The sequence below is a fragment of the Polaromonas sp. P1_A2 genome (assembly GCF_056406895.1).
On record NZ_JBFTZI010000006.1, the window covers coordinates 186043 to 211351 of the forward strand.

27 protein-coding genes are annotated in these 25309 nt (G+C 65.7%); 18 read left to right on the forward strand and 9 right to left on the reverse strand.

Annotation, left to right across the window (positions count from 1 at the left end):
- Positions 1-71 precede the first annotated feature (71 nt).
- The 4 genes from AC1D09_RS21540 to AC1D09_RS21555 all read left to right on the forward strand — a co-directional run bounded on the left by AC1D09_RS21540 (position 72) and on the right by AC1D09_RS21555 (position 4593).
- A complete protein-coding gene (locus tag AC1D09_RS21540; protein WP_477701222.1) occupies positions 72-560 on the forward strand; it encodes a chemotaxis protein CheW in 489 nt (162 codons plus the stop codon).
- 34 nt (positions 561-594) lie between these two features.
- Entirely contained in the window at positions 595-2298 is a 1704-nt protein-coding gene (locus AC1D09_RS21545; protein WP_477664883.1) for a methyl-accepting chemotaxis protein, read from the forward strand.
- Positions 2299-2384: 86 nt separating this feature from the next.
- Positions 2385-2873 carry a chemotaxis protein CheW gene (locus AC1D09_RS21550; RefSeq protein WP_477664884.1) on the forward strand — a complete coding sequence of 163 codons (489 nt, stop codon included), beginning with the start codon at positions 2385-2387 and terminating at the stop codon, positions 2871-2873.
- 28 nt (positions 2874-2901) lie between these two features.
- On the forward strand, positions 2902-4593 hold the full coding sequence (locus tag AC1D09_RS21555; RefSeq protein WP_477664885.1) for a methyl-accepting chemotaxis protein: 1692 nt from the start codon (positions 2902-2904) through the stop codon (positions 4591-4593).
- 761 nt (positions 4594-5354) lie between these two features.
- Here AC1D09_RS21555 and AC1D09_RS21560 read toward each other — a convergent pair.
- The 3 genes from AC1D09_RS21560 to flgA form a co-directional block, all read right to left on the reverse strand.
- On the reverse strand, positions 5355-5810 hold the full coding sequence (locus AC1D09_RS21560; protein ID WP_477660910.1) for a flagella synthesis protein FlgN: 456 nt from the start codon (positions 5808-5810) through the stop codon (positions 5355-5357).
- The gene (gene flgM / locus AC1D09_RS21565) at positions 5807-6094 is read right to left on the reverse strand and encodes a flagellar biosynthesis anti-sigma factor FlgM (protein ID WP_477660911.1); all 288 of its coding nucleotides are present in this window, start codon (positions 6092-6094) and stop codon (positions 5807-5809) included. The genes AC1D09_RS21560 and flgM overlap by 4 nt, the downstream gene beginning before the upstream one ends.
- A gap of 74 nt (positions 6095-6168) precedes the next feature.
- The gene (gene flgA, locus AC1D09_RS21570; protein WP_477660912.1) at positions 6169-6897 is read right to left on the reverse strand and encodes a flagellar basal body P-ring formation chaperone FlgA; all 729 of its coding nucleotides are present in this window, start codon (positions 6895-6897) and stop codon (positions 6169-6171) included.
- A 289-nt stretch (positions 6898-7186) separates the two neighbouring features.
- Between flgA and flgB the strand changes: the two genes are divergently transcribed.
- The 14 genes from flgB to flgL all read left to right on the forward strand — a co-directional run bounded on the left by flgB (position 7187) and on the right by flgL (position 22034).
- Positions 7187-7591 (forward strand): flagellar basal body rod protein FlgB, encoded by a 405-nt coding sequence (flgB, locus tag AC1D09_RS21575; protein WP_477660913.1) that lies wholly within the window; start codon positions 7187-7189, stop codon positions 7589-7591.
- A gap of 35 nt (positions 7592-7626) precedes the next feature.
- The gene (flgC, locus tag AC1D09_RS21580; RefSeq protein ID WP_477660914.1) at positions 7627-8043 is read left to right on the forward strand and encodes a flagellar basal body rod protein FlgC; all 417 of its coding nucleotides are present in this window, start codon (positions 7627-7629) and stop codon (positions 8041-8043) included.
- Between the two features lie 39 nt (positions 8044-8082).
- The gene (locus AC1D09_RS21585) at positions 8083-8748 is read left to right on the forward strand and encodes a flagellar hook assembly protein FlgD (protein ID WP_477660915.1); all 666 of its coding nucleotides are present in this window, start codon (positions 8083-8085) and stop codon (positions 8746-8748) included.
- A 91-nt stretch (positions 8749-8839) separates the two neighbouring features.
- On the forward strand, positions 8840-10126 hold the full coding sequence (gene flgE / locus AC1D09_RS21590; RefSeq protein WP_477660916.1) for a flagellar hook protein FlgE: 1287 nt from the start codon (positions 8840-8842) through the stop codon (positions 10124-10126).
- Positions 10127-10169: 43 nt separating this feature from the next.
- A complete protein-coding gene (locus AC1D09_RS21595; RefSeq protein ID WP_477660917.1) occupies positions 10170-10910 on the forward strand; it encodes a flagellar basal body rod protein FlgF in 741 nt (246 codons plus the stop codon).
- A gap of 70 nt (positions 10911-10980) precedes the next feature.
- A complete protein-coding gene (gene flgG, locus AC1D09_RS21600) occupies positions 10981-11763 on the forward strand; it encodes a flagellar basal-body rod protein FlgG (protein ID WP_477660918.1) in 783 nt (260 codons plus the stop codon).
- The gene (locus AC1D09_RS21605; RefSeq protein WP_477660919.1) at positions 11763-12434 is read left to right on the forward strand and encodes a flagellar basal body L-ring protein FlgH; all 672 of its coding nucleotides are present in this window, start codon (positions 11763-11765) and stop codon (positions 12432-12434) included. The genes flgG and AC1D09_RS21605 overlap by 1 nt, the downstream gene beginning before the upstream one ends.
- Positions 12435-12436: 2 nt before the next feature.
- Positions 12437-13579 carry a flagellar basal body P-ring protein FlgI gene (locus tag AC1D09_RS21610; protein WP_477660920.1) on the forward strand — a complete coding sequence of 381 codons (1143 nt, stop codon included), beginning with the start codon at positions 12437-12439 and terminating at the stop codon, positions 13577-13579.
- A 5-nt stretch (positions 13580-13584) separates the two neighbouring features.
- Positions 13585-14523, forward strand: coding sequence for a flagellar assembly peptidoglycan hydrolase FlgJ (gene flgJ / locus AC1D09_RS21615; RefSeq protein ID WP_477660921.1), 939 nt, complete (start codon positions 13585-13587; stop codon positions 14521-14523).
- 52 nt (positions 14524-14575) lie between these two features.
- A complete protein-coding gene (locus AC1D09_RS21620; protein ID WP_477660922.1) occupies positions 14576-16273 on the forward strand; it encodes a methyl-accepting chemotaxis protein in 1698 nt (565 codons plus the stop codon).
- Between the two features lie 55 nt (positions 16274-16328).
- Entirely contained in the window at positions 16329-18053 is a 1725-nt protein-coding gene (locus AC1D09_RS21625) for a methyl-accepting chemotaxis protein (protein ID WP_477660923.1), read from the forward strand.
- A gap of 124 nt (positions 18054-18177) precedes the next feature.
- On the forward strand, positions 18178-18558 hold the full coding sequence (locus tag AC1D09_RS21630) for a methyl-accepting chemotaxis protein (RefSeq protein WP_477660924.1): 381 nt from the start codon (positions 18178-18180) through the stop codon (positions 18556-18558).
- A 262-nt stretch (positions 18559-18820) separates the two neighbouring features.
- On the forward strand, positions 18821-20806 hold the full coding sequence (flgK, locus tag AC1D09_RS21635; RefSeq protein ID WP_477660925.1) for a flagellar hook-associated protein FlgK: 1986 nt from the start codon (positions 18821-18823) through the stop codon (positions 20804-20806).
- 10 nt (positions 20807-20816) lie between these two features.
- Positions 20817-22034, forward strand: coding sequence for a flagellar hook-associated protein FlgL (gene flgL, locus AC1D09_RS21640; RefSeq protein ID WP_477660926.1), 1218 nt, complete (start codon positions 20817-20819; stop codon positions 22032-22034).
- Here flgL and AC1D09_RS21645 read toward each other — a convergent pair.
- The 6 genes from AC1D09_RS21645 to fliN form a co-directional block, all read right to left on the reverse strand.
- Positions 22021-22479, reverse strand: coding sequence for a hypothetical protein (locus tag AC1D09_RS21645; RefSeq protein ID WP_477660927.1), 459 nt, complete (start codon positions 22477-22479; stop codon positions 22021-22023). The genes flgL and AC1D09_RS21645 overlap by 14 nt on opposite strands.
- A 136-nt stretch (positions 22480-22615) precedes the next feature.
- The gene (fliR, locus tag AC1D09_RS21650) at positions 22616-23410 is read right to left on the reverse strand and encodes a flagellar biosynthetic protein FliR (protein ID WP_477660928.1); all 795 of its coding nucleotides are present in this window, start codon (positions 23408-23410) and stop codon (positions 22616-22618) included.
- A 22-nt stretch (positions 23411-23432) separates the two neighbouring features.
- Entirely contained in the window at positions 23433-23702 is a 270-nt protein-coding gene (fliQ, locus tag AC1D09_RS21655; RefSeq protein ID WP_074577803.1) for a flagellar biosynthesis protein FliQ, read from the reverse strand.
- Positions 23703-23711: 9 nt separating this feature from the next.
- Positions 23712-24488 (reverse strand): flagellar type III secretion system pore protein FliP, encoded by a 777-nt coding sequence (gene fliP / locus AC1D09_RS21660; RefSeq protein ID WP_477660929.1) that lies wholly within the window; start codon positions 24486-24488, stop codon positions 23712-23714.
- Positions 24488-24961 carry a flagellar biosynthetic protein FliO gene (gene fliO, locus AC1D09_RS21665; RefSeq protein WP_477660930.1) on the reverse strand — a complete coding sequence of 158 codons (474 nt, stop codon included), beginning with the start codon at positions 24959-24961 and terminating at the stop codon, positions 24488-24490. Before fliO ends, fliP begins: the two co-directional genes overlap by 1 nt.
- A partial coding sequence (gene fliN / locus AC1D09_RS21670; RefSeq protein ID WP_477701223.1) for a flagellar motor switch protein FliN occupies positions 24958-25309 on the reverse strand: 352 nt, incomplete at its 5' end. The genes fliN and fliO, both read right to left, overlap by 4 nt.

Sequence of the window (25309 nt, forward strand, 5' to 3'; positions counted from 1 at the left end):
TCAGGCCGGCCGATAGATACACGATAGATACACGGTAGAGACAGATGTCCATTGATTCCAAAGGAGTGCGTATGCACGAGACACACAACAGCCCCGCATCCGCCGGCAAGGCCCTCGAATTCCTGGCCTTCAGGCTGGGCCATGAAGAGTACGGCGTGGACATCCAGAAGGTGCAGGAGCTGCGCGGCTACGACACGGTGACGCGCATCGCGAATGCGCCCGAGCACATCAAGGGCGTGGTCAACCTGCGCGGCATCATCGTGCCGATTGTGGACATGCGCATCAAGTTCAATCTGGGAACGCCCAGCTATGACCAGTTCACCGTGGTGATCATCCTGAACATCGCCAGCCGCGTGATGGGCATGGTGGTGGACAGCGTCTCGGACGTGATCACGCTGGACGCCGACCAGGTCAGGCCCGCGCCGGAGATGGGCGCGCTGCTGGACACCGAATACCTGATAGGCCTGGGCACGCTGGACGACCGCATGCTGATCCTGGTCGACATCGACAAGCTGATGTCCAGCAGCGACATGGCCCTGATCAACGCCGCCGCATCCTGAGCGGCCACCCCTTTTTGTTTTTGGAGTTCCCATCATGTTTTTAGGCAATCTCTCCATCGGCAAGCGCCTGGCCGTCGTGGTCGGCCTTATTCTTGCGCTGTTTGTGACCAGCAGCGTGCTGGCCGTCCTCAAGCTCAGCCAGCTGGGCGAGGAAATCAAGGCCATGGTCGAGAAGAACATCAAGACCGAGCGGGCCGGCTCCGACTGGCTGCGCCACACCACCGCGGGCATACAGCGCGCCGCGGCCATCGCCAAGAGCAGCGATGTCGGCCTGGTTGCGTATTTCGCGCCGGCATCGGCAACCTCGATCAAAAACACCAACGAGCTGCAGAAATTCCTCGAGCAGCAAATGGACACGCCCGAGAAAAAACAGCTCTTCGACAAGGTCGGCGAGCTGCGCAAGGTTTACCTGGCCGCGCGCGAGGACGTCAGCAAGGCCAAGCAGGCGGGCGACATGGAGGGCGCGAACCGCATCTTCAACGAACGTTTTGAACCCACCTCGCGCGACTACCTGGCCGGCGTGCAGAAGATGGTGGACACCGAACGCGAACTGCTGGACGACGCGGCGCAGCGCGGCGAGGCATTGCGCGCCAGGATCAGCCTGCTGCTGGTGGTCTGCAGCGTGGTCTCGCTGGGCCTGGGCGCCCTGCTGGCCTGGCTGCTGGTGCGCAGCATCACCCGGCCGCTGTCGCATGCGGTGCAGGTGGCGCGCGCGGTGGCCGCCGGCGACCTGACCAGCCGGATTGAGGTCGAAAGCAAGGACGAGACCGGCCAGCTGATGCAGGCGCTCAAGGACATGAATGATGCCCTGGTGGGCATAGTCGGCAATGTGCGCAGCGGCACCGACACGATTGCGACGGCCAGCAGCGAGATCGCAGCCGGCAACCATGATTTGTCGTCGCGCACCGAACAGCAGGCGAGCTCACTGGAAGAGACGGCGGCTTCGATGGAAGAGCTGACTTCCACCGTCAAACAGAATGCCGACAACGCACGCCAGGCCAACCAGCTGGCGGTCTCTGCTTCGAGTGTTGCCGTCAAGGGCGGCACGGTGGTCGCTGAGGTCGTAGGCACCATGGGCGCGATCAACGCCTCTTCCAGAAAAATCGTCGACATCATTGGTGTGATTGACGGCATTGCTTTCCAGACCAATATCCTGGCGCTCAATGCGGCCGTGGAGGCGGCGCGTGCCGGCGAGCAGGGCCGGGGCTTTGCGGTCGTGGCCGCCGAGGTGCGCAACCTGGCCCAGCGCAGCGCGGCAGCGGCCAAGGAAATCAAGACCCTGATCGATGATTCGGTGAGCAAGGTCGAGGAGGGCAGCAGCCAGGTGGCCGAAGCCGGGAAGACCATGGACGAGATCGTTGACAGCGTGAAGAGGGTGACCGATATCATGGCCGAGATCACGGCCGCCAGCCAGGAACAAACCTCCGGCATCGAACAGATCAACCAGGCGATCACCCAGATGGACCAGGTCACGCAGCAGAATGCGGCCCTGGTCGAGCAGGCGGCCGCCGCGGCGTCTTCCTTGCAAGAGCAGGCCAGCGGCCTGTCGCAAGCGGTCAGCGTGTTCAAGGTCGAGGGCGGGCACGTCACTCCGGCGCGCCGCCCGGTCGCCAGCAGGCCGGCCGCCACACCCAAACAGCCGCCCCAAGCGCGCCAGGCGATTGCGGCCTCGCGCAAGGCCGCGCCCGCCAGTGGCGAGCTGGCCGTGGCTGGCGGCGGCAGCTGGGAAACTTTTTAAGCTGCAAGGCCCGGTGAGTAGCCCTTAAGTTTTCATCGCAGCCGGCCGATAAGCACAGACAGCCATTGATTTCTAAAGGAGTGCGTATGCACGAGACAAACAACAGCTCCGCGGCGGCCGGCAAGGCCCTCGAATTCCTGGCCTTCAGGCTGGGCCAGGAAGAGTACGGCGTGGACATCCAGAAAGTGCAGGAGCTGCGCGGCTACGACACGGTGACGCGCATCGCGAATGCGCCCGAGCACATCAAGGGTGTGGTCAACCTGCGCGGCATCATCGTGCCGATCGTGGACATGCGCATCAAGTTCAATCTGGGAAAGCCCAGCTATGACCAGTTCACCGTGGTGATCATCCTGAACATCGCCAGCCGCGTGATGGGCATGGTGGTGGACAGCGTCTCGGACGTGATCACGCTGGACGCCGACCAGGTCAGGCCCGCGCCGGAGATGGGCGCGCTGCTGGACACCGAATACCTGATAGGCCTGGGCACGCTGGACGACCGCATGCTGATCCTGGTCGACATCGACAAGCTCATGTCCAGCAGCGACATGGCGCTGATAGAGCGCGCCACGCTTTAAGCCCTTCAAACCCTGAAAGTTCGCACCCATGTCACTCAACAACATCAAGGTCGGCAGCCGCCTGGCGCTGGCTTTCGGCCTGCTTCTTTTTATCATGGCGGCGATTTCCGCCACCGGCGTCTGGCGCCTGCAGGGCCTGGCCGAGACCACCCACCAGCTGGGCACCATCGACAACGAAAAGCTCAAGATGGCGGTGCAATGGCGCCAGACCATAGACCTGAACTGGATACGCACCCGTGCCTCCATCATGGACGCCGACACCAGCCGCATCCCGCTGTGGCAGGCCGACATGGACAAGACCTCGGAAATCTCGAATGCCTCGCGCAAACGCCTGGTCGAGCTGGTCCAGACGGAAGAGGGCAAAAAACTGCTGGCCAGCATAGACGCCGCGCGCGAGGCCTACCGCACGCCGCGTGCCGCCGTGCTCAAGCGGCGGCAGGCCGGTGAGGACGTCACCGCCGTGCTGGAGCGTGAGCTCAAGCCGCTGGCAGAAGCCTACAGCGAGAGCATCCACAAACTCGAGGAACAGCAGCAAACGCTGTATGACGCCGCGCTGGTGCGCGCCGAAGAAAACGCGGCCCAGGGCCGGTTGATCCTGGTCGTGGGTGCGGTGCTGGCCTTGCTGCTGGGGGCGGCGTCGGCCTTTGTGCTGACCCGCTCCATCACCGGGCCTTTGCGCCAGGCGGCCCGCAGCGCGCGTTTTATCGCCGACGGCGACCTGACTCAGCCCGTGCATAGCACGGGCCGCGACGAGGCCGCCGAACTGCTGCAGGCCTTGAAGACCATGCAGGACAACTTGCTCGGCATCGTCGGCAATGTGCGCAGCGGCACGGACACGATTGCGACGGCTTCGAGCCAGATCGCGGCCGGCAACCATGACTTGTCATCACGCACCGAACAGCAGGCCAGCTCCCTCGAAGAAACCGCCGCTTCCATGGAAGAGCTGACGAGTACCGTCAAACAGAATGCCGATAACGCACGCCAGGCCAACCAGCTGGCGGTCTCCGCATCCAGTGTGGCCGTCAAGGGCGGCAGCGTGGTGGCCGAAGTGGTGGGAACCATGGGGGCGATCAATGCATCGTCCAGAAAAATCGTCGACATCATTGGCGTGATTGACGGGATTGCTTTCCAGACCAATATCCTGGCGCTCAATGCCGCCGTGGAAGCCGCCCGTGCCGGCGAGCAGGGCAGGGGCTTTGCCGTGGTCGCGGCCGAGGTCCGAAGCCTCGCGCAACGCAGCGCCAGCGCCGCCAAGGAGATCAAGGCGCTGATAGGCGACTCGGTCGACAAGGTCGAAGAGGGCAGCAAGCAGGTCGCCGAAGCCGGCAAGACCATGGACGAGATCGTTGACAGCGTGAAGAGGGTGACCGACATCATGGCCGAGATCACCGCGGCCAGCCAGGAGCAGACCTCAGGCATAGAGCAGATCAACCAGGCGATCACCCAGATGGACCAGGTCACGCAGCAGAACGCGGCACTCGTTGAACAAGCGGCCGCCGCGGCGTCCTCTTTGCAGGAGCAGGCCAGCAGCCTGTCGCAGGTGGTCAGCGTGTTCAAGGTGAGCGGCGGGCATGCGCCGGCTGCGCAGCAGCCGCGCGCCAGCGTGGCTCGGCCCGCGGCGCCCAAACAGCCGCCGCAAGTGCGCGAGGCGATTGCCGCGCCTCGCAAACCGGCAGGCGGCGACCTGGCCATGGCCGGCGGCAGCTGGGAAACGTTTTAATGCCGGGTCTTGCTCCGGCGGGCGCGCTCCTGCCTCACCCTCCTCTTCCTTCCTCTTCTTAGTCTTGCTGGCCGGGTCTCGCCCCGGCGGGCGACTTACTTTCTTTTGCTTCGCCAAAAGAACGTAAGCAAAGAAAAGGCGACCCGCAGTCTGGGTCCCCTGCGCTGCGCTCCGGGGCAACCTGCGGTGCTCGAGCCAAGCGGGGTCCGGCTAAACTCGCCTTCGGCTCAGACAACGCCGGCCCTGATCCGCTTGTCTCTGCGCTCCTCGGCCCAGCCAGGACGGGGCAATCGGGAACGGGGAAAGAAGACAAATACAAACAAGGACTCGCCATGGCGAGTCCTTGTTTCTTCAAGTATTCGGCTGTTTGGTATTCCTGTCCCCATCCCTTCTGGATGCGCCGAGGAGCGCAGGGCCAGACGGATCAGGGATCGCGTTGTTTGAGCGAAGCGCAGCGTAGCGAGTTTAGCGAGACCCCGGCTGGACCGAGCACCGCAGGTTGCCCGCAGCGAAGCGGAGGGACGCAGCAAGTAGGGTCGCCTTTTCTTTGGTGACTTTGGTGTTCGCGTAACTTCGCTACGCGAAGTGAGCGAACCCCGCGCGCGCAGCGCGCCTTTTGGCGAACAAAAGAAAACCCGCTTTGCGGGTTTCGCCAAAGTTACTGGCCGCCGGGCCACTCCCGGCCAGCAGGAGTCAGAGGGGAGCGCCCCGCCGGAGCAAGCCCCGGCCCTCCCTCAGCGGGGGATGGAGCAGAGGGAGGGTCAGCCAACCCCCAGCCGATTCCCGCTGCCCCCCGACTGGTGCGTCCCATCCGGCCCGTACAGCGGCTGGCCGCCGGCCTTGAGGAAATTCAGGGTCTGGCGTGTGAAGTCCAGGTGGGTGTGGACCATCACGCCGTTGCGGTGGTTCATGGCCTGGGCTTCGGCGGCGCGGGCCAGCAGCTGTTGCCAGGCGGTCTTGAGCACGGCATCGCCCGCGGCGGCCGCGGCATCGGCGCCGCTGCGGCCGGGGCCGTAACCCAGGCCTTGCTGCAGCGCCTCGCGCTGGCGGCTGATGGCGCTGATCTGTTCGGCCAGCTGGGACTTGCGTTCGGCCAGGCCGGGCAGTTCGGTGAACAGCCCCTCGGTCATGGCCTGGGCTTCCAGGCCCAGCAGTTCCAGGAACAAGCCTGTCGCCGCATGTTCGCGGTGCAGCAGTCCGGCCAGCGCGCTGCTCATTTTTGGGGCTCTTCGCCCAGCAGGTCGCGCACCGTGGCCAGCAGGCCGTCGGCGATCTTGGTGGTATTGACCTGGTAGCGGCCGGCGCTGATCTCTTCGCGGATGCGGGCCACGCGCGCGGCGTCGAAGTCCGACTGGCTGGACAGCAGCGGCGCGGGCGAGACCGGGCGCGCCAGGGCTGTGGGGGCAGGCGCGGCCGATGCGGGCCGGCCCTCGCGGGTGGCGGCGGGCGCCACGCTGTCGGCCACATTCTTGAGGAATGTGAAGGTTTTCTGGATATTCATGGGGTATTCCTCAGGGGGATCTGATCGTTCTAACGGCCGCCTGGATGAAAACTTTAGGGTTCATTCCTAAAAATTCAGTGAACCCGCTCCACCGTGCCGTCCGCCAGGGCAATGCCGCTGAGCAGCTGGCCGCCGGCCGTCCTGACCTGGACCAGGGCGCCCACCGCGGCGCTGCTCATGGCCTTGCCTTCGGTGCTGACGGTAAAACCCGGGCCGCGGGTACGCAGGCGTATGGCCTGGCCCTGCTGCACCGCGATGGCGGCGCGCAGCGATTCGCGCCTGAGCGGCGCGCCGGAGGCAATGGTGTTCAGGGCGGTCACGCCGTCAAACTGCGCCGGGTCCGTGACCACGCCGCGCGGCAAGGCCGCGAGGTCGCCTTCACGGACGGTGGCATCGGCCGCAGTGAGCACTTGCCCGGCGCTGATGGGCCTGGCCGCGACGTAGTAGTTGCCGCGCACGGCCACATAGGCCGGCACATAACGTGTCCAGGGCTGGGCCGAGTTGCAGCGTACGCCGACCGACACGCGGCCCCAGAGCCGCGCGCCGCCCGGCAAGAAGGGCTCAAGGGCATCGCAGGGCGGCAGCGCGCCCGACAGGGGCGTGTCTATCGTGATCAACACCTGGCCGGGCAGGCCCGCAGCCTGCTCCTGCAAAAAGCGCTCTATCACGGGGCGCGCGCTGCCGGCCAGCGGCGCGGCTTGCGGTCCCGCGGCACGCGCCGGCAGGCTGGAAACGGCCAGGCCGGCGAGCAGCAGCGCGAGGCTGCGTGCAAGCCGTGAGCGCTGGGTTCCGGACGCGGTCATCGTGAGGTACTTATTCAATGGGCAGGCCTTGAGGATGAATGGAATTCTAGGCAGCCCCCGGCGCGGCCAAGGCCTGAAGTGCGCAGCAATCGGCCTGCTGTTCGTCCGATTGAAAAACGTCCGCCGGTAGTGCAATGCGTAGCTGCGACAAAGCCTGCGGCGCCGCCGGCAAGGCCTGAATTGGCCGGCTAAACACCGTCTGTTCCGCTGATTAAAAAAGCAGGCAATTCCTACAATTTTTCAAAGGCGGCACTGCGCGGGCGCGGTGCCCAAGCACGGAGAAAAGGCAATGATGGACAAACTGGATTCAGCGCTGCGCTTCCACCAGGAGGCGCTCAGCCTCAGGGCGCGGCGGCAGGAAGTGCTGTCGGCCAATATCGCGAACGCGGACACGCCGCACTACAAGGCGCGCGACTTCGACTTCAGCAGCCGGCTCACTGACGCGCTGGAGCGCGGCCGCCAGTCCATGTCCATGACCATGTCGACCACATCGGCGCGCCACCTGCCCGGCGAGGCGCGCGCCTCGGGCGCGGACGAGCTGCTCTACCGCACGCCCGCGCAGTCCAGCATAGACGGCAACACGGTGGAGATGGACATGGAACGCGTCAACTTCGCCGACAACGCCATGCGCTACGAAGCCAACCTGACCTTGCTGGGCGCCAAGATCAAGTCGCTGCTGGCGGCGGCCCAGTAATCCCCTTACACCCCACACAAACCAGGTTTGCACCCATGCCGGATTTCAACAGCTCCAGCGGCATCTTCGCGATTGCCGGTTCCGCCCTGACGGCGCAGTCCCAGCGCATGAACGTGGCGGCCAGCAATATGGCCAATGCCGACAGCGTGGCCGGCCCCGACGGCCTGCCCTACCGCGCGCGCCAGGTGGTGTTTGAAACCGCACCCGTGCCCGGTGACGCCATAGGCGGGGTGCGCGTCTCGCGTGTCGTTGAGGACGCCTCCCCGTTTCGCCTGGTGCACGACCCCAAGAACCCGGCCGCCAATGCCGAGGGTTATGTGGCCATGCCCAACGTCAACCCGGTGGAGGAGATGGTCAACATGATCTCGGCCTCGCGCTCCTACCAGGCCAACGTCGAGGTGCTCAACACCGCCAAGGCGCTGATGCTCAAGACCCTGACCGTCGGCCAGTAAACGCCGCGCCATCCCTTTGCCCCCCACAGGAGAATTTTCATGGCCGTGAACGCCCCCGCCGCATCCGACCCCGCGAGCACGCTGAACGCCCTGGCCTCGAAGCAGGGTTCCGCCGCCGACAGCGAGCAGCGTTTCCTCAAGCTGCTGGTCACGCAGCTGAACAACCAGGACCCGCTGAACCCGCTGGACAACGCGCAGCTGACCTCGCAGCTCGCGCAGATGAGCACCGTGAGCGGTATTGAAAAACTCAACGGCGCGGTGCAGTCGCTGCTGGCCCAGAGCGGTGCCAGCCAGGTGCTGCAGTCGGCCGCGCTGATAGGCCGCACCGTGCTGGTGCCGGGCAAGGAGGCGGTGGTCAAGGACGGCGTGCCGGACAAATTCGGCATAGACCTGGCCGGCGCCGCCGACGCGGTGAAGGTCAGCGTGAAGAACGCGGCCGGCGAGGTGGTGCGCACTTTCGATTTGGGCGCGCTGCCGGCCGGCGTGAAGATGGTCGACTGGGACGGCAAGAGCGACACCGGCGCCGCCGTGCCCGACGGCAACTACAGCCTCAGCGTGACGGCCAAGGCCGGCAAGGAAGACGTGCAGTCCCTGGCGCTGACCTATGCCAAGGTCGCCAGCGTGGCGCAGGTCTACGGCGGCGCCTCGCTGGACCTGGGCGGCGGCCGCAAGGCCGGGCTCGACGAAGTCCGGCAGGTGCTCTGATTTTTTTGTGAGGTCGCGGCCTGACGGCCCCGGGGCAGCCGCCCCATTTCCCTTTAACCGCAAGCAATCAACTGAATAAAAAGGAAACACTATGGGTTTCGCACAAGGGGTGAGTGGCCTGAACGCCTCCGCCAGCAATCTCGACGTCATCGGCAACAACATCGCCAACTCGGGCACGGTGGGCTTCAAGTCGGGCAACACGCTGTTCTCCGACGTCTATGCGGGCTCGCGCGTCGGCCTGGGCACGCGGGTTGCGGCCGTGGTGCAGAACTTCAGCGCCGGCGCGGTGCAAAGCAGCACGCGCGGGCTGGACGTCGCCATCGTCAACGGTGACGGCTTCTTTCGCATGGCCAGCCCCAGCGGCGAGATCATGTATTCGCGCAACGGCCAGTTCGACCAGGATGCCGACGGTTTTATCGTCAATGCGGGCGGCCTGCGCCTGACCGGCTACCAGCGCTCGGCCAACGGCACGGTGGCCGGCGGCACGCCCGGCCCGCTGCAGCTGCCCACCGCGGCCATGGCGCCCAGGGCCACCCAAAGCATCGTCTCGCAGTACAACCTCGATTCGCGCAGCACGGTGCCCGCCGCCACGCCGTTCGACGCCAACAACTCGGCCACCTACAGCTATTCCAACCCGGTCAAGGTCTACGACTCGCTGGGCAACTCGCACGAGATCAACACCTTCTTCGTGAAGACCGGCCCCAACGCCTGGAGCGTCTACGCCACGGCCGACGGCTACCCGCTCAACGCGACCGGCGGCATGATCGCCGCGCCCACGCCGGCCGGCCCGCCCGTGGTCGCCAACAGCGCGCCGCTGGCCACCGGCACCCTGGGTTTTGACGGCAACGGCAACCTGATCCCCGGCGCGCCCACCACGCTGGTGGGCGGCAAGATCAACTTCGCGGGCCTGAACTTCGCCAACGGCGCGAACGCGATGACGTTCACCATGGACCTGACCAGCTCCACCCAGTTCGGCAACGTCAACGATCCGAAAAAGCTCACGCAGGACGGTTTCACCTCGGGCCAGCTCACGGCCTTCGCGATCAACGAGGACGGCACCATCACCGGCAAGTACTCCAACGAGCAGACCCAGACCCTGGGCCAGGTCGTGCTGTCTTCCTTTGTGAACCCCAACGGCCTGCAGCCCAAGGGCGACAACGTCTGGGCCGAGACCGCCGAATCGGGCCAGCCCCTGACCGGCTCGCCGGGCAGCGGCACCAAGCTGGGCGCGCTGGCCTCGGGCGCGGTCGAGGCCTCCAACGTGGACCTGACCGGCGAGCTCGTCAACCTGATCATCGCGCAGCGCACCTACCAGGCCAATGCGCAGACCGTCAAGACGCAGGACCAGGTGATGCAGACCCTGGTGAACATGCGCTGATGTCGGCGCATTGATGCATCGGACGTAAGAAGCAAGGAACAGCATGGACCGGATGATTTACATAGGCCTGGGCGGTGCCAAGCAGGCGCTGGAGCAGCAGGCTTCGGTGGCCCACAACATGGCCAATGTGTCCACGCCGGGCTTTCGCGCGCAGATCAACAGCTTTCGCGCCGTGCCCGTGGTCGGCGAGGAAATGGGCACGCGCGCGCTGGTGGTGGCGACCACGCCGGGCGCCGACATGAGCGCCGGCCCCTTGATGCAGACCGGCCGGCCGCTGGACGTCGCGGTGCGCGGCGAGGGCTGGCTCACGGTGCAGATGCCCGACGGCAGCGAAGCCTACACGCGCCTGGGCAACCTGCAGGTGGGCGCCGAGGGCCAGGTCAGCACGCAGGGCGGCCGCCCCCTGATGGGCGACGCCGGCCCGCTGGTGGTGCCGCCGGGCTCCGCGCTGGTGGTGGGCGGCGACGGTGTGCTCACCGCCCTAGGCGCGGGCGACCCTGCCGTGGGCGCGGCCGAAGTCGGCCGCCTCAAGCTGGTCAACCCGGCCGCGGCCGACCTGGTGCGCGGTGACGACGGCCTGTTCCGCATGCAGGCCGGCCGGCCCGCGCCGCAGGCCGACCCGGATGTGCGCCTGCAGACCGGCGCGCTGGAAGGCAGCAACGTCAACCCGGTCGAGGCCATGGTGCAGATGATTTCCAATGCGCGGCGTTTCGAGATGCAGATGAAGACCCTGCAGACCGCCGAGAACAACGAGCAGCAGGCCAACAAGCTGCTGTCGAGCTGAGCCGGCCTTTGACGCCTTGGCGCCTTTTGTCGACACCCTTTATTGACACTTCCCCCGCAGGAGTTTTCCCATGATTCGTTCCCTCTGGATCGCCAAGACCGGCCTGGATGCGCAGCAGACCCAGCTCGACGTGGTCTCCAACAACCTGGCCAACGTGGGCACCACGGGCTTCAAGCGCAGCCGCGCGGTGTTCGAGGACCTGCTGTACCAGAACCTGCGCCAAAGCGGCGGCCAGACTTCGGACCAGACCCGCATGCCCTCCGGCCTGCAAATCGGCACAGGTGCGCGCGTGGTGGCGACCGAGCGCATACACACCCAGGGCAATCCGACCAAGACCGACAACCCGCGCGACGTGTCCATCAACGGCAGCGGGTTTTTCCAGGTGCTGATGCCCGACGGCACCAATGCCTACACGCGCGACGGCTCCTTCCAGCCCGACCAGAACGGCCAGCTGGTGACGGCCAACGGTTACCCGCTGCAGCCGGCCATCACGCTGCCGCAGGACACCACCGGTATGACCATTGGCCGCGACGGCACGGTTTCCATCACCCAGGGCGGCTCCAGCGCCAGCGTGCAGATAGGCCAGATCCAGCTCGCGACCTTTATGAACCCCGCGGGCCTGGAGAGCAAGGGCGAGAACCTCTATGTGGAAACCGACGCCTCGGGCGGCGCCAACCAGACCGCGCCCGGCCAGAACGGCGCGGGCGTGCTGAACCAGGGTTACGTCGAGTCGTCGAACGTGAACGTGGTGGAGGAGCTGGTCAACATGATCCAGACCCAGCGCGCCTACGAGATCAACAGCAAAGCGGTGCAGACATCCGACCAGATGCTCGCGCGCCTGGCGCAGCTGTGATGCGCGGCTGTGCGCTGGCCGCCGCCGGGCTGCTGCTGGGCGGCTGCGCCCAGCTGCCGCGCGAGCCCATCGTGCACCAGCCCATGACGGCGCGCTACGACGCGCAGCCGCGGCCGGCCGTGCCGGCCTATGGCTCGATCTACCGCACCAGTTTTGGCGCGCAGGCGCTGTTCGAGGACAGGCGGCCGCGCCAGGTGGGCGACATCCTGACCATCGTCATCAACGAGAACATCAACGCCAGCAAAAATTCGGCCGCCGACGCCAGCCGGACCAGCAGCGCCACCTCGGCCCTGGGCCTGGTGCCCAAGCTGCTCAGCGGCCTGGTCTCCAGCGACCAGGACGCCGACGCCAGCGGCAAGAACACCATGAGCGCCAAGGGCGGCGCCAATTCCAAGAATACCTTTAACGGCGTGATCACGGTCACCGTGGTGGAGCTGCTGGCCAACGGCAACCTGCTGGTCAGCGGCGAGAAACAGATGCTGATCAACCAGGGCACGGAATACATACGCTTTTCCGGCGTGGTCAACCCGCGCACCGTGGGCGCCAACAACGCCGTGCCCTCAACCCAAGTGGCCGACGCACGCATCGAATACAGCGCCAAGGGTTATATCGACGAAGCGCAGACCATGGGCTGGCTGCAGCGCGTCTTCCTCAACGTCTTGCCGTTCTGACCATGCCGCACTCCCTGCCTCATTTCACCTTTGCGGGCGCCCGGGCGCTCAGGCTGTGCCTGCTGCTGCCGGCCCTGATCGCCTTGCCGGTGCTGCCGGTGCAAGCCGAGCGCATCAAGGACCTGGCCAGCATCCAGGGCGTGCGCGACAACCCGCTGATCGGCTACGGCCTCATGGTGGGCCTGGACGGCAGCGGCGACCAGACCATGCAGACGCCTTTCACGACACAAAGCCTCAACAACATGCTGGGCCAGCTCGGCGTGACGGTGCCGCCCGGCACCAATATGCAGCTCAAGAACGTGGCGGCCGTGATGGTGACCGCCGTGCTGCCGCCCTTTGCGCGGCCCGGCCAGGCCATAGATGTCACGGTCTCGTCGCTGGGCAATGCCAAAAGCCTGCGCGGCGGCACCTTGCTGATGACGCCGCTCAAGGGCGCCGACGGCCAGGTCTACGCGCTCGCGCAGGGCAATATGGTGGTGGGCGGCGCGGGTGCCTCGGCCAGCGGCACCCAGGTCAAGGTCAACCAGCTCAGTTCGGGCCGCATCCCGGCCGGCGCGATTGTCGAGCGCGCGGTGGAGTCCCCGCTGGGCGGCGACGGCACGCTGACGATTGAACTCAACAAGACCGATTTCGGCACCGCGCAAAAAGCCGTGGATGCGATCAACCGCAGCTTCGGCCCCGGCACGGCGCAGGCGCTGGACGCGCGTGTGATCCAGGTCAACGCGCCGGCCCGGCCTGAGGAACGTGTCGGTTTCCTGGCCCGCATCGAGGACATCGACGTGAATCCCTCGCAGGCCGTGGCCAGGGTGGTCATCAATGCGCGCACCGGCTCGGTGGTGATGAACCAGGCGGTGCGCATCAACGACTGCGCGGTGGCGCATGGCAGCCTGTCGGTGGTGATCAATACCGACCCGGTGATCAGCCAGCCCGGCGCGTTCTCCGGCGGCAACACGGTGGCCACCCAGCGCTCGCAGATCGAGCTGAGCCAGGGCGGCGGCGCGCTGCAGGTCGTCAAGGGCGGGGCTTCGCTGGCCGAGGTGATCAAGGGCCTCAATGCCCTGGGCGCGAATCCGCAGGACCTGGTCTCCATCCTGCAGGCCATGAAGGCTGTGGGCGCGCTGCGCGCCGAACTTGAAATCATCTAGGCCACATGAGCAATACCTCGGTCTCCGGTACCAGCGGTTTCAACACCCCGGCCGCCGGCGTGCTCGACCAGCGCCTGTCGCTGGACGTGCAGGGTGTGGACGAGCTGCGGCGCACGGCGCGCAGTTCGCCGCAGGAAGGCATGCGGCAGGCCTCGAAGCAGTTTGAAGTGATGTTCATGAGCATGGTGCTCAAGAGCATGCGCGAAGCCACACCCTCGGAGGGCCTGTTCGGCAGCCAGTCCGAAAAAATGTACACCTCCATGCTGGACCAGCAGCTCGCGCAAAACCTGTCGGGCCGCGGCCTGGGCCTGGCCGATGCCATGTATGCGCAGCTCAGCCGCATGGCGGGCGGCGAGGCCGCCGTGGCGGAGCCCAAAGCTGTTCCGCTGCCGCTTCCAACGCCGGCTGTTCCCCTGGGCCGCGCGCCCGACCTGTCGTTGTATGAAGAAGCCACGGCGCAGGCAACACTGAGCCGCAGCGCGCTGCCGCAGGCCCATGTCGAGGCTTTTGTCTCACGCCTGCTGCCGGCCGCGCAGCGCGCCAGCGAAGCCAGCGGCGTGCCCGCGCAGCTGATTCTGGCGCAGGCGGCGCTGGAGTCCGGCTGGGGCAAACGCGAAATCCGCAAGGAAGACGGCAGCAGCAGCTTCAACGTCTTCGGCATCAAGGCCGACCGCAGCTGGAAGGGCGCCGTGGCCGAAAGCGCCACCACCGAATACCTCAACGGCGTGCCGCAGAAAACCCGGGCCGCCTTCCGCGCCTATGGCTCTTATGACGAGGCTTTCGCCGATTACGCGAAATTCCTCGCCGGCAACCCGCGCTATTCCGGCGTGCTGGCCGCGCGCGACCCGGCCGAGGCCGCGCACGGCCTGCAGCGCGCCGGTTATGCGACCGATCCCGAGTACGGCGGAAAACTGGTGCGCATCATGCGGCAGATGAGCGCTTGAGCAGCACCAGGCCGCGAATTAAAACAAGCACCCCACATCCAAGAGTTTTTTCATGATGATCCGTAATTTCAAAATCGGCACACGCCTGGGCCTGGGCTTCGCGCTTGTGCTGCTGTTCCTGACCGCCATCGCGGCCCTGGGCATCTGGCGGCTGCAAAGCGTGGGCCATGCCACCAGCGACATGGCCGAGCGCGCCCTGGTCAAGGAGCGGCTCGCGGCCGACTGGCTGGTGGCCACCAGCACCAACAGCGTGCGCACCTTCGCGCTGGTCAAGACCACCGATGCGCAGGACCAGCAATACTTCCAGAAGGCCATCGCCAAGACCAGCCTCACCATCACCGAGACCTCGGGAAAGCTGCTGGCCATGCTGGACACGCCCGAGGAAAAAACGATTTACGAAGACAGCCTGGCCAAACGCGCGGCCTATGTCGGCCTGCGCGCGCAGGCGCTCAAGCTGAAAGACGAAGGCCGGGCGGCGGAGGCGCTCGAGCTGGTCGACAAGCAGCTGGTACCGGCGCTGGACGCCTACGACGCGAGCATACGCGCCATGCTGTCTTTCCAGAAGGCCCATATCGACAGCACCGTCAGCGGCATAGACCTGCTGTACCGCTCGAGCCGGCTCAGCCTGGCCGCCATGGCCGCCGTTGCCCTGGCGCTGGGCGGCCTGCTGTCCTGGTGGCTCACGCTGGGCATCACCCGGCCTTTGAGCCGGGCCCTCAAGGTGGCCGAAACCGTGGCGGCCGGGGACCTGACCAGCCGCATCGTGGTGAACAGCAGCGACGAGACCGGCCAGCTGATGCGGGCCCTCAAGAACATGAACGACAGCCTGGTGGGCATTGTCGGCAATGTGCGCAGCGGCACGGACACGATTGCAACGGCCAGCAGCCAGATCGCATCCGGCAACCATGACCTCTCATCACGCACCGAGCAGCAGGCGAGTTCGCTCGAAGAGACGGCAGCGTCCATGGAAGAGCTGACTTCCACCGTCAAACAGAATGCCGACAACGCGCGCCAGGCCAACCAGCTGGCCGTGTCGGCTTCCAGCGTCGCCGTCAAGGGCGGCAGCGTGGTGGCCGAGGTGGTGGACACCATGGGCGCGATCAATGCATCGTCCAGAAAGATTGTCGACATCATTGGTGTGATTGATGGGATCGCCTTCCAGACCAATATCCTGGCGCTCAATGCCGCCGTGGAAGCGGCGCGTGCCGGTGAACAGGGCCGGGGTTTTGCGGTGGTGGCGGCCGAGGTCAGAAGCCTGGCGCAACGCAGCGCCGGCGCCGCCAAGGAGATCAAGGCCCTGATAGGCGACTCGGTCGACAAGGTTGAAGAGGGCAGCAAGCAGGTGGCCGAAGCCGGCAAGACCATGGAGGAGATCGTTGACAGCGTGAAGAGGGTGACAGACATCATGACCGAGATCGCCGCGGCCAGCCAGGAACAGACCTCGGGGATAGAGCAGATCAACCAGGCCATCACGCAGATGGACCAGGTCACGCAGCAGAACGCGGCACTCGTTGAGCAGGCGGCCGCAGCGGCCTCTTCGCTGCAGGAGCAGGCCCATGTGCTGTCGGACGCGGTCAGCGTGTTCAAGCTTGAAGACCACTATGCCGTGCAGCGGCCCGCCCAGGCCATGGGGCCGGCCGCGGCGCACAAACAACCACCCCCGGCCCGGCAGGCCATCGCCTCGCCCGGCCGCAAGCCCGCAACGAAAAAGGAGATCGCCCTGGCAGGCGATGACTGGGAGACGCTTTAGTTTTGAGTTGAGTTAATCCGGCGCGGGCATCCGCGACCCTACAAGGAATAAAAATATGCAATGGTTTCATCAACTTCGTGTCATGACCAAACTGGTCGGCAGCTTTCTGATCGTGGCGGCCATAGGCGCCATCATCGGCGGGCTGGGCATTTTCCACATGGGCCGCATCAGCGCCGCCACCGAGAACCTCTACAACCAGGAGGTGCTCGCGCTCAAGGGCGTGCAGGAGGCGAATATCCACCTGGTCTACGCCAGCCGGGCGCAGCTGGGTTTGCTGTCGGCCTCGTCCATGGGCGAGCGCAACACCGGCAAAAAAGACATAGGGGCGGCCCTGCAAGGCATTGAGGACCGCATGGCCGAGGTCAAGCCGCTGCTCGAAGACGAAGCCAAGGGCCTGGCGCTGTACCAGCAGTACGCCGCCAAAATGCCGCAGCTCAAGCAGCGGATGAACGACTTTGTGGTCCTGCTGATGAAGCAGTCGCTGGACTCCTCGCAGTACGACGGCAAGGTGGCCGAGGACAGCGCCGTGCTGCTCAAGGAATCACGTGTGGTTGAGGACATCCTGCAGCAGATGGTGGCCTACAGCGATGGGCAGGCCAAGGCCAGCATGGAGCATGTGGCCGCCACCTACCGCAACTCGCGCCTGGCCATGGTGGTGCTGGTGCTGGGCGGCATCGCGGCCAGCGTGGGCCTGGGCGTGGTGATGGCGCGCATGCTGGGCCAGCAGATAGGCGGCGAGCCGGCTTATGCCGCGACCGTTGTGGACCGCGTGGCCCAGGGCGACCTGACGGTGCATGTGGCGCTGCGCAAGGGCGACAGCCGCAGCCTGCTGTATGCCATCCACAAGATGCAGCAGGAGCTGGCGCGTGTGATCAGCCAGATCCGCCAGGCCAGCGGCACCATCGCGACGGCCAGCAGCGAGATCGCGGCCGGCAACCATGATTTGTCATCGCGCACCGAGCAGCAGGCCAGTTCTCTTGAAGAAACCGCCGCTTCCATGGAAGAACTCACGGGCACCGTCAAACAGAATGCCGACAACGCGCGCCAGGCCAACCAACTGGCGGTCTCTGCTTCGAGTGTTGCCGTCAAGGGCGGCACGGTGGTCGCTGAGGTCGTAGGCACCATGGGCGCGATCAACGCCTCTTCCAGAAAAATCGTCGACATCATTGGTGTGATTGACGGCATCGCCTTCCAGACCAATATCTTGGCCTTGAACGCGGCGGTGGAAGCGGCCCGTGCAGGCGAACAGGGCCGGGGCTTTGCGGTCGTGGCCGCCGAAGTGCGCAACCTGGCCCAGCGCAGCGCGGCAGCGGCCAAGGAAATCAAGACCCTGATCGATGATTCGGTGAGCAAGGTCGAGGAGGGCAGCAGCCAGGTGGCCGAGGCCGGCAAGACCATGGACGAGATCGTTGACAGCGTGAAGAGGGTGACCGACATCATGGCCGAGATCACGGCGGCCAGCCAGGAGCAGACCTCCGGCATCGAACAGATCAACCAGGCCATTACCCAGATGGACCAGGTCACGCAGCAGAATGCGGCCCTCGTTGAGCAGGCGGCCGCCGCGGCTTCGTCGCTGCAGGAGCAGGCCGGCGGCCTGTCGGACGCGGTCAGCGTGTTCAAGCTGCAAGGGGGCGATATGCCACAGCAGCAGCCCACGCCGCGCCGCCCGGCCAGCCCGGTTCGATCGGTGGCGACACCGAAACAGCCGCCCCAGGCCCGCCAGGCCATCGCGCCGCCGCTGGCGGCCGGCGCGGGTGGCGGCAGCTGGGAGACTTTCTAAGAAAAAGAGCCGGCGCGGCGTGGCAAATTGCTCAAGTTTTGCCGCAGCCGGCCGATAAGCAGGGGCGAGGCGTGCCGCGGGCATGGCCTTGCAAGCCGACACCATTGATTTTCAAGGAGTGCGCATGCACACGACCACCAGCCATCCTGTATCGACGATTGAAGAAAAATCGCCGGCCTCCACCCTGGACTGCCCGGGCCTGGCCGCCGGCCCGCTGCCGGCCGAAAAAGTCGCCGACATCATAGGCATGATCGACGGCATCGCGCTGCGCACCCGCTCCCTGGCCCACGCCGCGGCCGAAGCGGCCCATGCCGGCGAGCAGGCCCGGGGTTTTGCCTTGATGGCCGCCGAAGTCAAAAGCCTGGCCCAGCGCAGCGCGGCGGCGGTCCGGGAAATCAAGGGCCTGATTGGCGACTCCGTCTACAAGGCCGGCCAGGCCGAGGAAGAACGCCGGCAGCGGTTTGAGGAACGCGCGAAACGCTGGCAGCGCTCGCTGACGGCTTGAGCCGGAGCCGTTCAAAAACCCTCCTGGCGTTGTTGCGCCGCCTTGCCGTGCTGGTGCACTGTCTGCGGCGGCGCGCCTAGCCAGGACCGCTTCGCTGGGTTTTGTGAACAGCTCTGAACAGTCGGTTCGCGGGCCGTACCCGCAGAAAACCGGGATGTGCTTGAGCTCACTCTCAAGTTCCCCAGGCCCAGGCCGTTATCTCTCTATATATCTAGTGTGTGCCGGCACTCCCCAGGGGAGCGCCCCGTGAAAGACCCGATTTATGTCCAATAGCATGTTTTACACCGGGCTGAGCGGCCTTAACGCTGCCCAGGCCGCGCTGGTGACCACCGGCCACAACACCGCCAACGTCAACACGCCCGGCTACAGCCGACAGTCCGCGCAGGTCGCAACCGCTGGCGGCGTGTACCGTGCCAGCGTGGGTTTCTTCGGCAGCGGCGCCAAGGTGGTCGACGTGACCCGCAGCTACGACGCCTACCTGGCCTCGCAGCTCAACCAGGCGCAGTCGCTGAACCAGTCGCTGACGACCTACTACACGCAGATCAGCCAGATCGACAACCTGCTGGCCAACCAGAAAGCCGGCCTGGCGCCCCAGCTGCAGTCGCTGTTCACCAACATCCAGGCGGTGGCCAACACGCCGGCCGACCCGGCCGCGCGCCAGCAGCTGATCAGCTCCGCCCAGGCCGCGGCCAACCAGTTCCGCTCCATGGACCAGTACCTGAGCGGCCTGAACAAGACGACCAACGACCAGATCTCGGGCACCGTCGACCAGATCAACAGCTATGCCGAGCAGATCGCCAGCCTCAACAAACAGGTGGCCCTGCTCAGCAATGCTTCGGGCGGCCAGGCCCCCAACGACCTGCTGGACCAGCGCGACCAGCTCGTCAACCAGCTCGGGCTGCTGGTGGGCACCAAGCTGGTGGTGCAGGACGGCGGCCAGTACAACATCACCATTGGCAACGGCCAGTCCCTGGTGCTGGGCGACAGCGCCAACAAGCTTGCGGCGGTACGCTCGGCGGCCGACCCCAGCCGCACGGCCGTCGCGGTGGTCAATGCGGCCGGCATGGCGGTGCAGATGCCGGACAGCATGCTCAGCGGCGGCGCCCTGGGCGGGCTGATGCAGTTCCGCAACGAAACCCTGGCCCCCGCGCAGAACGCGCTGGGCCGTATCGCGATCGCGCTGTCGGACGCCTTTAACGCCCAGCACAAACTGGGCATAGACCTGAACGGCGCGCTGGGCGGCGACTTCTTCTCGCAGGCCAGTCCCGGCCTGCTGGCCAACAGCCGCAACACCGGCAACCTGGTGCTCACGCCCTCGTTTTCCAACACCAGCCAGCTGACCACCAGCGACTACCGCCTGGACGTGGGCGCCGGCCCCAGCTACACGCTGACCCGCCTGTCGGACAACCAGGTGATACCGATGACCGCGGGTTTCCCGGGCGCCGCGCCCGCCAACACCACGAGCTTTGACGGCGTCACGCTGACCTTGGCCAGCGGCGCCGGCGCGCCCGGCGATTCGTTTTTGATCCAGCCCACGCGCACCGGCGCGCGCGACCTCACGGTGCTGGTCAGCGACCCGGCCAAGATCGCGGCGGCTTCGCCCATCGTGACCGGCAACACGGCCGCCAACCAGGGCAGCGGCAAGATCAGCGCCGGCAAGGTGGATGCGGCCTACCCCGCCACGCCGCTGGCCGCGAAGGTGACGCTCACTTACGACGCGGCCACCAACCAGCTGTCGGGCTTCCCGGCCGGCGCGGCCGTGACCGTGACGCGCGCCGACGGTACGCCCGACCCGGCCAGCCCCTATGCGCCCGGCGCCTCCGTCAGCTACACACCGGGCGCGACCCTGAGTTTTAACGGCATCAGCGTCACGATCAGCGGCACGCCGGCCAACGGCGACAGCTTTACCGTGGACAAAAACACCGGCGGCATCTCCGACGGCAGCAACGCGCTGCTGCTGGGCGCGCTGCAGAACAAAAAAACCATGGGCGGCGGCACGGCCAGCTTTAACGATTCCTACGCGCAGCTGGTCAGCAGCGTCGGCAACAAGGCCAGGCAGATCCAGATCGCCGGCACGGCGCAGACCAGCCTGGCCACGCAGATACGCTCGGCCCAGCAGTCGGTCTCGGGCGTCAACCAGGACGAGGAAACCGCCAACCTGCTGATGTTCCAGCAGATGTACCAGGCCAATGCCAAGGTCATACAGACGGCATCGACCATGTTTGACGCGGTCCTCGGGATCAACTAAGGAGCCCATGATGCGTATCAGCACCCAGTCTTTTTATGAACAGAGCCAGAGCGCCATGGGCTCGCAGCAAAGCAGCCTGCTGCGCGTGCAGCAGCAAATCGGCGCCATGACCAAAATCCTCGCGCCCTCGGACGACCCGCTGGGCGCCACGCGCGCGCTGGCGGTCTCGCAGTCCATCGCGCTGAACTCGCAGTACGCCACCAGCCGCAAGCAGGCCGGGCAGATGCTCTCGCTCGAAGAAAACTCCCTGCAAAGCGTGACCACCGTGCTGCAGAACGTCAAAAGCCTGCTGGTCGAGGCCGGCAACGGCACCATGACCGACGCCGACCGCGCCACCCTGGCCACCACCTTGCAAAGCGCGTTTGACCAGTTGCAGGGCCTGGCCAACACCGACGACGGCAACGGCCAGTTCTTGTTTGCCGGCTTCAAGACGGGCAGCCCGCCTTTTGTGAAACAGCCCGACGGCAGCATTCTTTATGCCGGCGACCAGGGCCAGCGCCTGATGCAGGTCGACGTGTCGCGCCAGATGGCCGGCAGCGACGACGGCCGCAGCATTTTCCAGAGCGTGCAGGGCGGCGCGGGTTATGTCACCCAGGCCCAGGCCGGCAACACCGGCAGCGGCGTGTTCGGCGCGACCTCGGTGACCAATATCGCCGACCCCAACTACGGAAAAGACTTCGTCATCACCTTCACCACGCCGACCACCTACCAGGTCGACACCAACACCGTGCCGCCGGTCGCCATCGTGCCTTCCACCACCTTCACGCCCGGCAGCCCCATCCAGTTCGGCGGCCTGCAGCTCAGCATCACCGGCGCGCCCGCGGCCGGCGACAGCTTCCACGCCTCCACCGCCAAAAACGCCGGCACCGACGTCTTCGCCGCCATCAGCGACGCCATCACCGCGCTGCGCGCCCCGGTCAACGGCGCCGGCCCGGAAGCACAGGCCAAACTGCTCAATGCCCTGAGCACCGCCAACCGCAAAATCACCAACGCCCACGACAACGTGCTCACGGTGCGCGCCTCGGTCGGCACCCGCCTGCAGGAACTCGACGCCCTGGGCGACACCGGTGACAGCCGCGCCCTCTACGACAAAAGCTATTTGTCAGACCTGCAGGACCTGGACTACGCCAGCGCGATTGCCGAGTTCTACCAGCGCCAGACTGCGCTCCAGGCCAGCCAGCAGACCTTTGTGCGGATCCAGCAGATTGCCTTGTTTAACTACCTGTAGGGCGGGCAACCGGTTTGGCCCGGCCAGGCACTGGCTTCTTCAGCGCCTGGTACTCGCCATTGATATCTTCCAGGAACAGCTTGCCTGCTCCCAGGTCTACCAACATGGTGAATCGGCGTTCAAAACGGTTCAGCCTGTCGACATAGACCGTCACGCTCTGATGGCATCTGCCTTTCCATAACACCGGCCGGTCCATGCCGTCGATGTAGGCGACGCGGCCCACCGGTGTTGCCTGCTTTGCCTCGCGTTGAACGGTCTTGAATTCGGCGGTGCGCTCCACAAGCCTTCGCGCTTGTTGCTGGGCATCTTCTGAAAAAACACAAGCCGGCTTGGCTGTAGCGTCTGCTGCGGGCTTCGCTATCGATGATTCGACATGCGAAAGCAACAGGAGTGTAGTGATGGCGTTGGTAAGAAAAATCTGAGTTCGAAAATCTTGAAACTTCATGCTGTAAGCCCCTTGGCCGTGTCGTTCCCGCGTTTCCACAGGTTCTCAGCATAAAGGAGGTTCACACGGCTCGTGGCCAGAAGGAAGTCTCTCGAAGAAAAAACCGGAAGACAGCAAGAGAGGGCTGGTAATGGCCCTACTGCCGCAACCCCTGCAAAACCCCCAGCGTCCCCGCAAACGCCGCCGCGAAGCGCGGCTCCAGGAAGGGCGCGAGGTATTGCATCAGCAGCTGCAGCATGGCGATGCCGGCCAGCAGGGTGATGGGGAAGCCGACCGCAAAAATGCTGAATTGCGGTGAGACACGGTTCAGGATGCCCATGGCGAGGTTGAGGGTCAGCAGGGTGGCGATCAAAGGCAGGGCCAGCATGAGGCCGCCGGCCATGATCGCGCCGCCGGCATTGGCCAGCAGAAACCAGCCGCCGGCCGCCAGCGGTGCGTCGGAAATCGGCAAGGCCTGGAAGCTTTCGGCCAGCACCATGACCAGCATCAAATGGCCGTCGACCGCCAGAAAGATCAGCATGGCCATGACGTTGAGCAGGCGCGCGACGACCATGGTGTTGCCGCCGCTGGTGGGGTCGAAGAAGGACGCGAAGGACAAACCCATTTGCAGGCCCGCGTATTCACCGGCGGCCTGCACGGCCGCGAAAACCATGCGCATGGAAAAACCCATGGCCGCGCCTAACAGGATTTGCTGGACCAAAATCCAGAAGCCGGCCGCGGAGACTATGGGCACGGCCGGCATGGCGTCCAGCGTGGGCGCGACGACGACGGCCAGCAGCGCGGCCAGGGCGACCTTGGCGCGGCGCGGCACGGCGTGTTCGCTGAACAGGGGCGCAGTGCTGATCAGGGCCAGCATGCGCACAAAAGGCCATAAAAAAAACACCAGCCAGAGGTTGAGCTGGCCCGAGGTGGCCGAAAAAACCGGCTGCATGGGTTTCTTTGCTTGCCCGGCCTCAGCCCACCAGCTGCGGGATGGAGGAAAACAGGTTGCGCATGTAGTCCAGCACCAGGCCCAGCATCCAGGGCCCGGCAATCACCAGGGTGGCGAAGACGGCCAGCAGCTTGGGGATAAAGGACAGCGTCATCTCGTTGATCTGGGTGGCCGCCTGGAACAGGCTGATCAGCAGGCCGGTGACCAGGGCCACCAGCAGCAGCGGCGCGCCCAGCAGCAGGGAGAGCTTCATGGCCTCATAGCCCAGCGCCATGACGGATTCGGGTGTCATCGGTGCCCCCTAAAGGTAGAAGCTTTGCGCGAGCGCGCCTATCAGCAGCTGCCAGCCGTCGACCAGCACAAACAGCATGAGCTTGAAGGGCAGCGAGATGGTGGCCGGCGGCACCATCATCATGCCCATGGACATCAGCACACTCGCGACGACCAGGTCGACGATGAGGAAGGGGATAAAGATGGTGAAGCCGATCTGGAAGGCGGTTTTGAGTTCGCTGATCACAAAGGCCGGCAGCAGGATGCGCAGCGTCACCTGCTCGGGGCCTTCGAGTTTTTCGATATGGGCCAGCCTGGCGAACAGGGCCAGGTCGGCTTCGCGGGTCTGCTTGAGCATGAACTGCTTGAAGGGTTCGACGCCGCGCTCCAGGGCCTGCTCGGCGCTGATCTTGTTTTCAGAAAAAGGTTTGTAGGCGGTGCTGTGCACCTTGTCGAAGACCGGCGACATGACAAAAAAGGTCAGGAACAGCGAAAGCCCGACCAGCACCTGGTTGGGCGGCGAGGACTGTGTGCCTATGGCCGTGCGCAGCAGGCCCAGCACGATGAGGATGCGGGTGAAGCTGGTCATGGACAGCAGCAGCGCCGGCAAGAATGACAGCGAGGTCAGCAGCACCAGGGTTTGCACGCTGAGCGACCAGGTCTGGCTGCCGCCCGGGCCCTTGGTGCTGGTGATGCCGGGCAGGCCCTGGGCCGAGGCCAGCGCGGGCAGCAGCATGATGGCCAGCACAAGCAGGGCCGGCAGCAGGGCGCCCGCGCGGCGGCGCAGGCCGGGAAAATTCGGCTTCATCAATCGCGCTTCTTGAGCTTGTTCAGGGATTCGAGCAGCTTGTTTGAAAATGCACCGGCGCCGGCAAAGCCTGGCAGGGTGGGCGCCGCATCGGCCTCGGGAATTGTTTGCGCGGGCATGTTGTGCAGCGCGCGGACCTGCCCGGCCGCCACGCCCAGCACCAGCCATTGGCCGCCGACCTCGACGACGACCACACGCTCGCGCTGGCCGACCATGGCGCTAGCGACCACCTTGAGCAGCCGGCTGCTGCCGCCGGCCTGCAGGCCGAAGCGCCGCGCCAGCCAGGCGCAGCCAAAAATCATCGCGAGCACCAGGGCCAGGCCCAGGCCGGCCTGCAGCAGGCCGGCGGCGCCGAAAGAGGAGCGCACCGGCTCGGCGGTGGCCGTGGGCACGGTGGGCAGCACCGCGGCGGCCGACAGGCAGATACCGGCCAGCAGCAGGGCGGTGAGCCCGCGAAACAAGGCACGCTTCATCGGTTCAGCTTCTGCATGCGTTCGGAGGGCGTGATGATGTCGGTCAGGCGTATGCCGAACTTGTCGTTGACGACCACCACCTCGCCCTGCGCGATCAAATAGCCGTTGATGAACACGTCCATGGGCTGGCCGGCCAGGCCGTCGAGTTCGACGACCGAGCCCTGGGACAGCTGCAGCAGGCTTTTGATGGTGATGCGGGTGCGGCCCAGCTCGGTGGTCAGCTGCACCGGCACGTCGAGCACGCGGTCTATGTCGCCGCGCGCGATCTCGAAGCCGGTGTTGCCCTGCAGCGGCTGGAACACGCGGTCGCCGGCCGCGGTGGAGGGGGCCGCGGGCGCGGCGGGGGCG

Excerpts from the sequence above, each read along its gene's own strand:
- AC1D09_RS21540 (WP_477701222.1), top strand. The coding sequence starts at position 72 with ATGCACGAGACACACAACAGCCCCGCATCCGCCGGCAAGGCCCTCGAA.
- AC1D09_RS21545 (WP_477664883.1), top strand. The coding sequence starts at position 595 with ATGTTTTTAGGCAATCTCTCCATCGGCAAGCGCCTGGCCGTCGTGGTC.
- AC1D09_RS21550 (WP_477664884.1), top strand. The coding sequence starts at position 2,385 with ATGCACGAGACAAACAACAGCTCCGCGGCGGCCGGCAAGGCCCTCGAA.
- AC1D09_RS21555 (WP_477664885.1), top strand. The coding sequence starts at position 2,902 with ATGTCACTCAACAACATCAAGGTCGGCAGCCGCCTGGCGCTGGCTTTC.
- AC1D09_RS21560 (WP_477660910.1), bottom strand. The coding sequence starts at position 5,810 with ATGAGCAGCGCGCTGGCCGGACTGCTGCACCGCGAACATGCGGCGACA.
- flgM (WP_477660911.1), bottom strand. The coding sequence starts at position 6,094 with ATGAATATCCAGAAAACCTTCACATTCCTCAAGAATGTGGCCGACAGC.
- flgA (WP_477660912.1), bottom strand. The coding sequence starts at position 6,897 with ATGACCGCGTCCGGAACCCAGCGCTCACGGCTTGCACGCAGCCTCGCG.
- flgB (WP_477660913.1), top strand. The coding sequence starts at position 7,187 with ATGATGGACAAACTGGATTCAGCGCTGCGCTTCCACCAGGAGGCGCTC.
- flgC (WP_477660914.1), top strand. The coding sequence starts at position 7,627 with ATGCCGGATTTCAACAGCTCCAGCGGCATCTTCGCGATTGCCGGTTCC.
- AC1D09_RS21585 (WP_477660915.1), top strand. The coding sequence starts at position 8,083 with ATGGCCGTGAACGCCCCCGCCGCATCCGACCCCGCGAGCACGCTGAAC.
- flgE (WP_477660916.1), top strand. The coding sequence starts at position 8,840 with ATGGGTTTCGCACAAGGGGTGAGTGGCCTGAACGCCTCCGCCAGCAAT.
- AC1D09_RS21595 (WP_477660917.1), top strand. The coding sequence starts at position 10,170 with ATGGACCGGATGATTTACATAGGCCTGGGCGGTGCCAAGCAGGCGCTG.
- flgG (WP_477660918.1), top strand. The coding sequence starts at position 10,981 with ATGATTCGTTCCCTCTGGATCGCCAAGACCGGCCTGGATGCGCAGCAG.
- AC1D09_RS21605 (WP_477660919.1), top strand. The coding sequence starts at position 11,763 with ATGCGCGGCTGTGCGCTGGCCGCCGCCGGGCTGCTGCTGGGCGGCTGC.
- AC1D09_RS21610 (WP_477660920.1), top strand. The coding sequence starts at position 12,437 with ATGCCGCACTCCCTGCCTCATTTCACCTTTGCGGGCGCCCGGGCGCTC.
- flgJ (WP_477660921.1), top strand. The coding sequence starts at position 13,585 with ATGAGCAATACCTCGGTCTCCGGTACCAGCGGTTTCAACACCCCGGCC.
- AC1D09_RS21620 (WP_477660922.1), top strand. The coding sequence starts at position 14,576 with ATGATGATCCGTAATTTCAAAATCGGCACACGCCTGGGCCTGGGCTTC.
- AC1D09_RS21625 (WP_477660923.1), top strand. The coding sequence starts at position 16,329 with ATGCAATGGTTTCATCAACTTCGTGTCATGACCAAACTGGTCGGCAGC.
- AC1D09_RS21630 (WP_477660924.1), top strand. The coding sequence starts at position 18,178 with ATGCACACGACCACCAGCCATCCTGTATCGACGATTGAAGAAAAATCG.
- flgK (WP_477660925.1), top strand. The coding sequence starts at position 18,821 with ATGTCCAATAGCATGTTTTACACCGGGCTGAGCGGCCTTAACGCTGCC.
- flgL (WP_477660926.1), top strand. The coding sequence starts at position 20,817 with ATGCGTATCAGCACCCAGTCTTTTTATGAACAGAGCCAGAGCGCCATG.
- AC1D09_RS21645 (WP_477660927.1), bottom strand. The coding sequence starts at position 22,479 with ATGAAGTTTCAAGATTTTCGAACTCAGATTTTTCTTACCAACGCCATC.
- fliR (WP_477660928.1), bottom strand. The coding sequence starts at position 23,410 with ATGCAGCCGGTTTTTTCGGCCACCTCGGGCCAGCTCAACCTCTGGCTG.
- fliQ (WP_074577803.1), bottom strand. The coding sequence starts at position 23,702 with ATGACACCCGAATCCGTCATGGCGCTGGGCTATGAGGCCATGAAGCTC.
- fliP (WP_477660929.1), bottom strand. The coding sequence starts at position 24,488 with ATGAAGCCGAATTTTCCCGGCCTGCGCCGCCGCGCGGGCGCCCTGCTG.
- fliO (WP_477660930.1), bottom strand. The coding sequence starts at position 24,961 with ATGAAGCGTGCCTTGTTTCGCGGGCTCACCGCCCTGCTGCTGGCCGGT.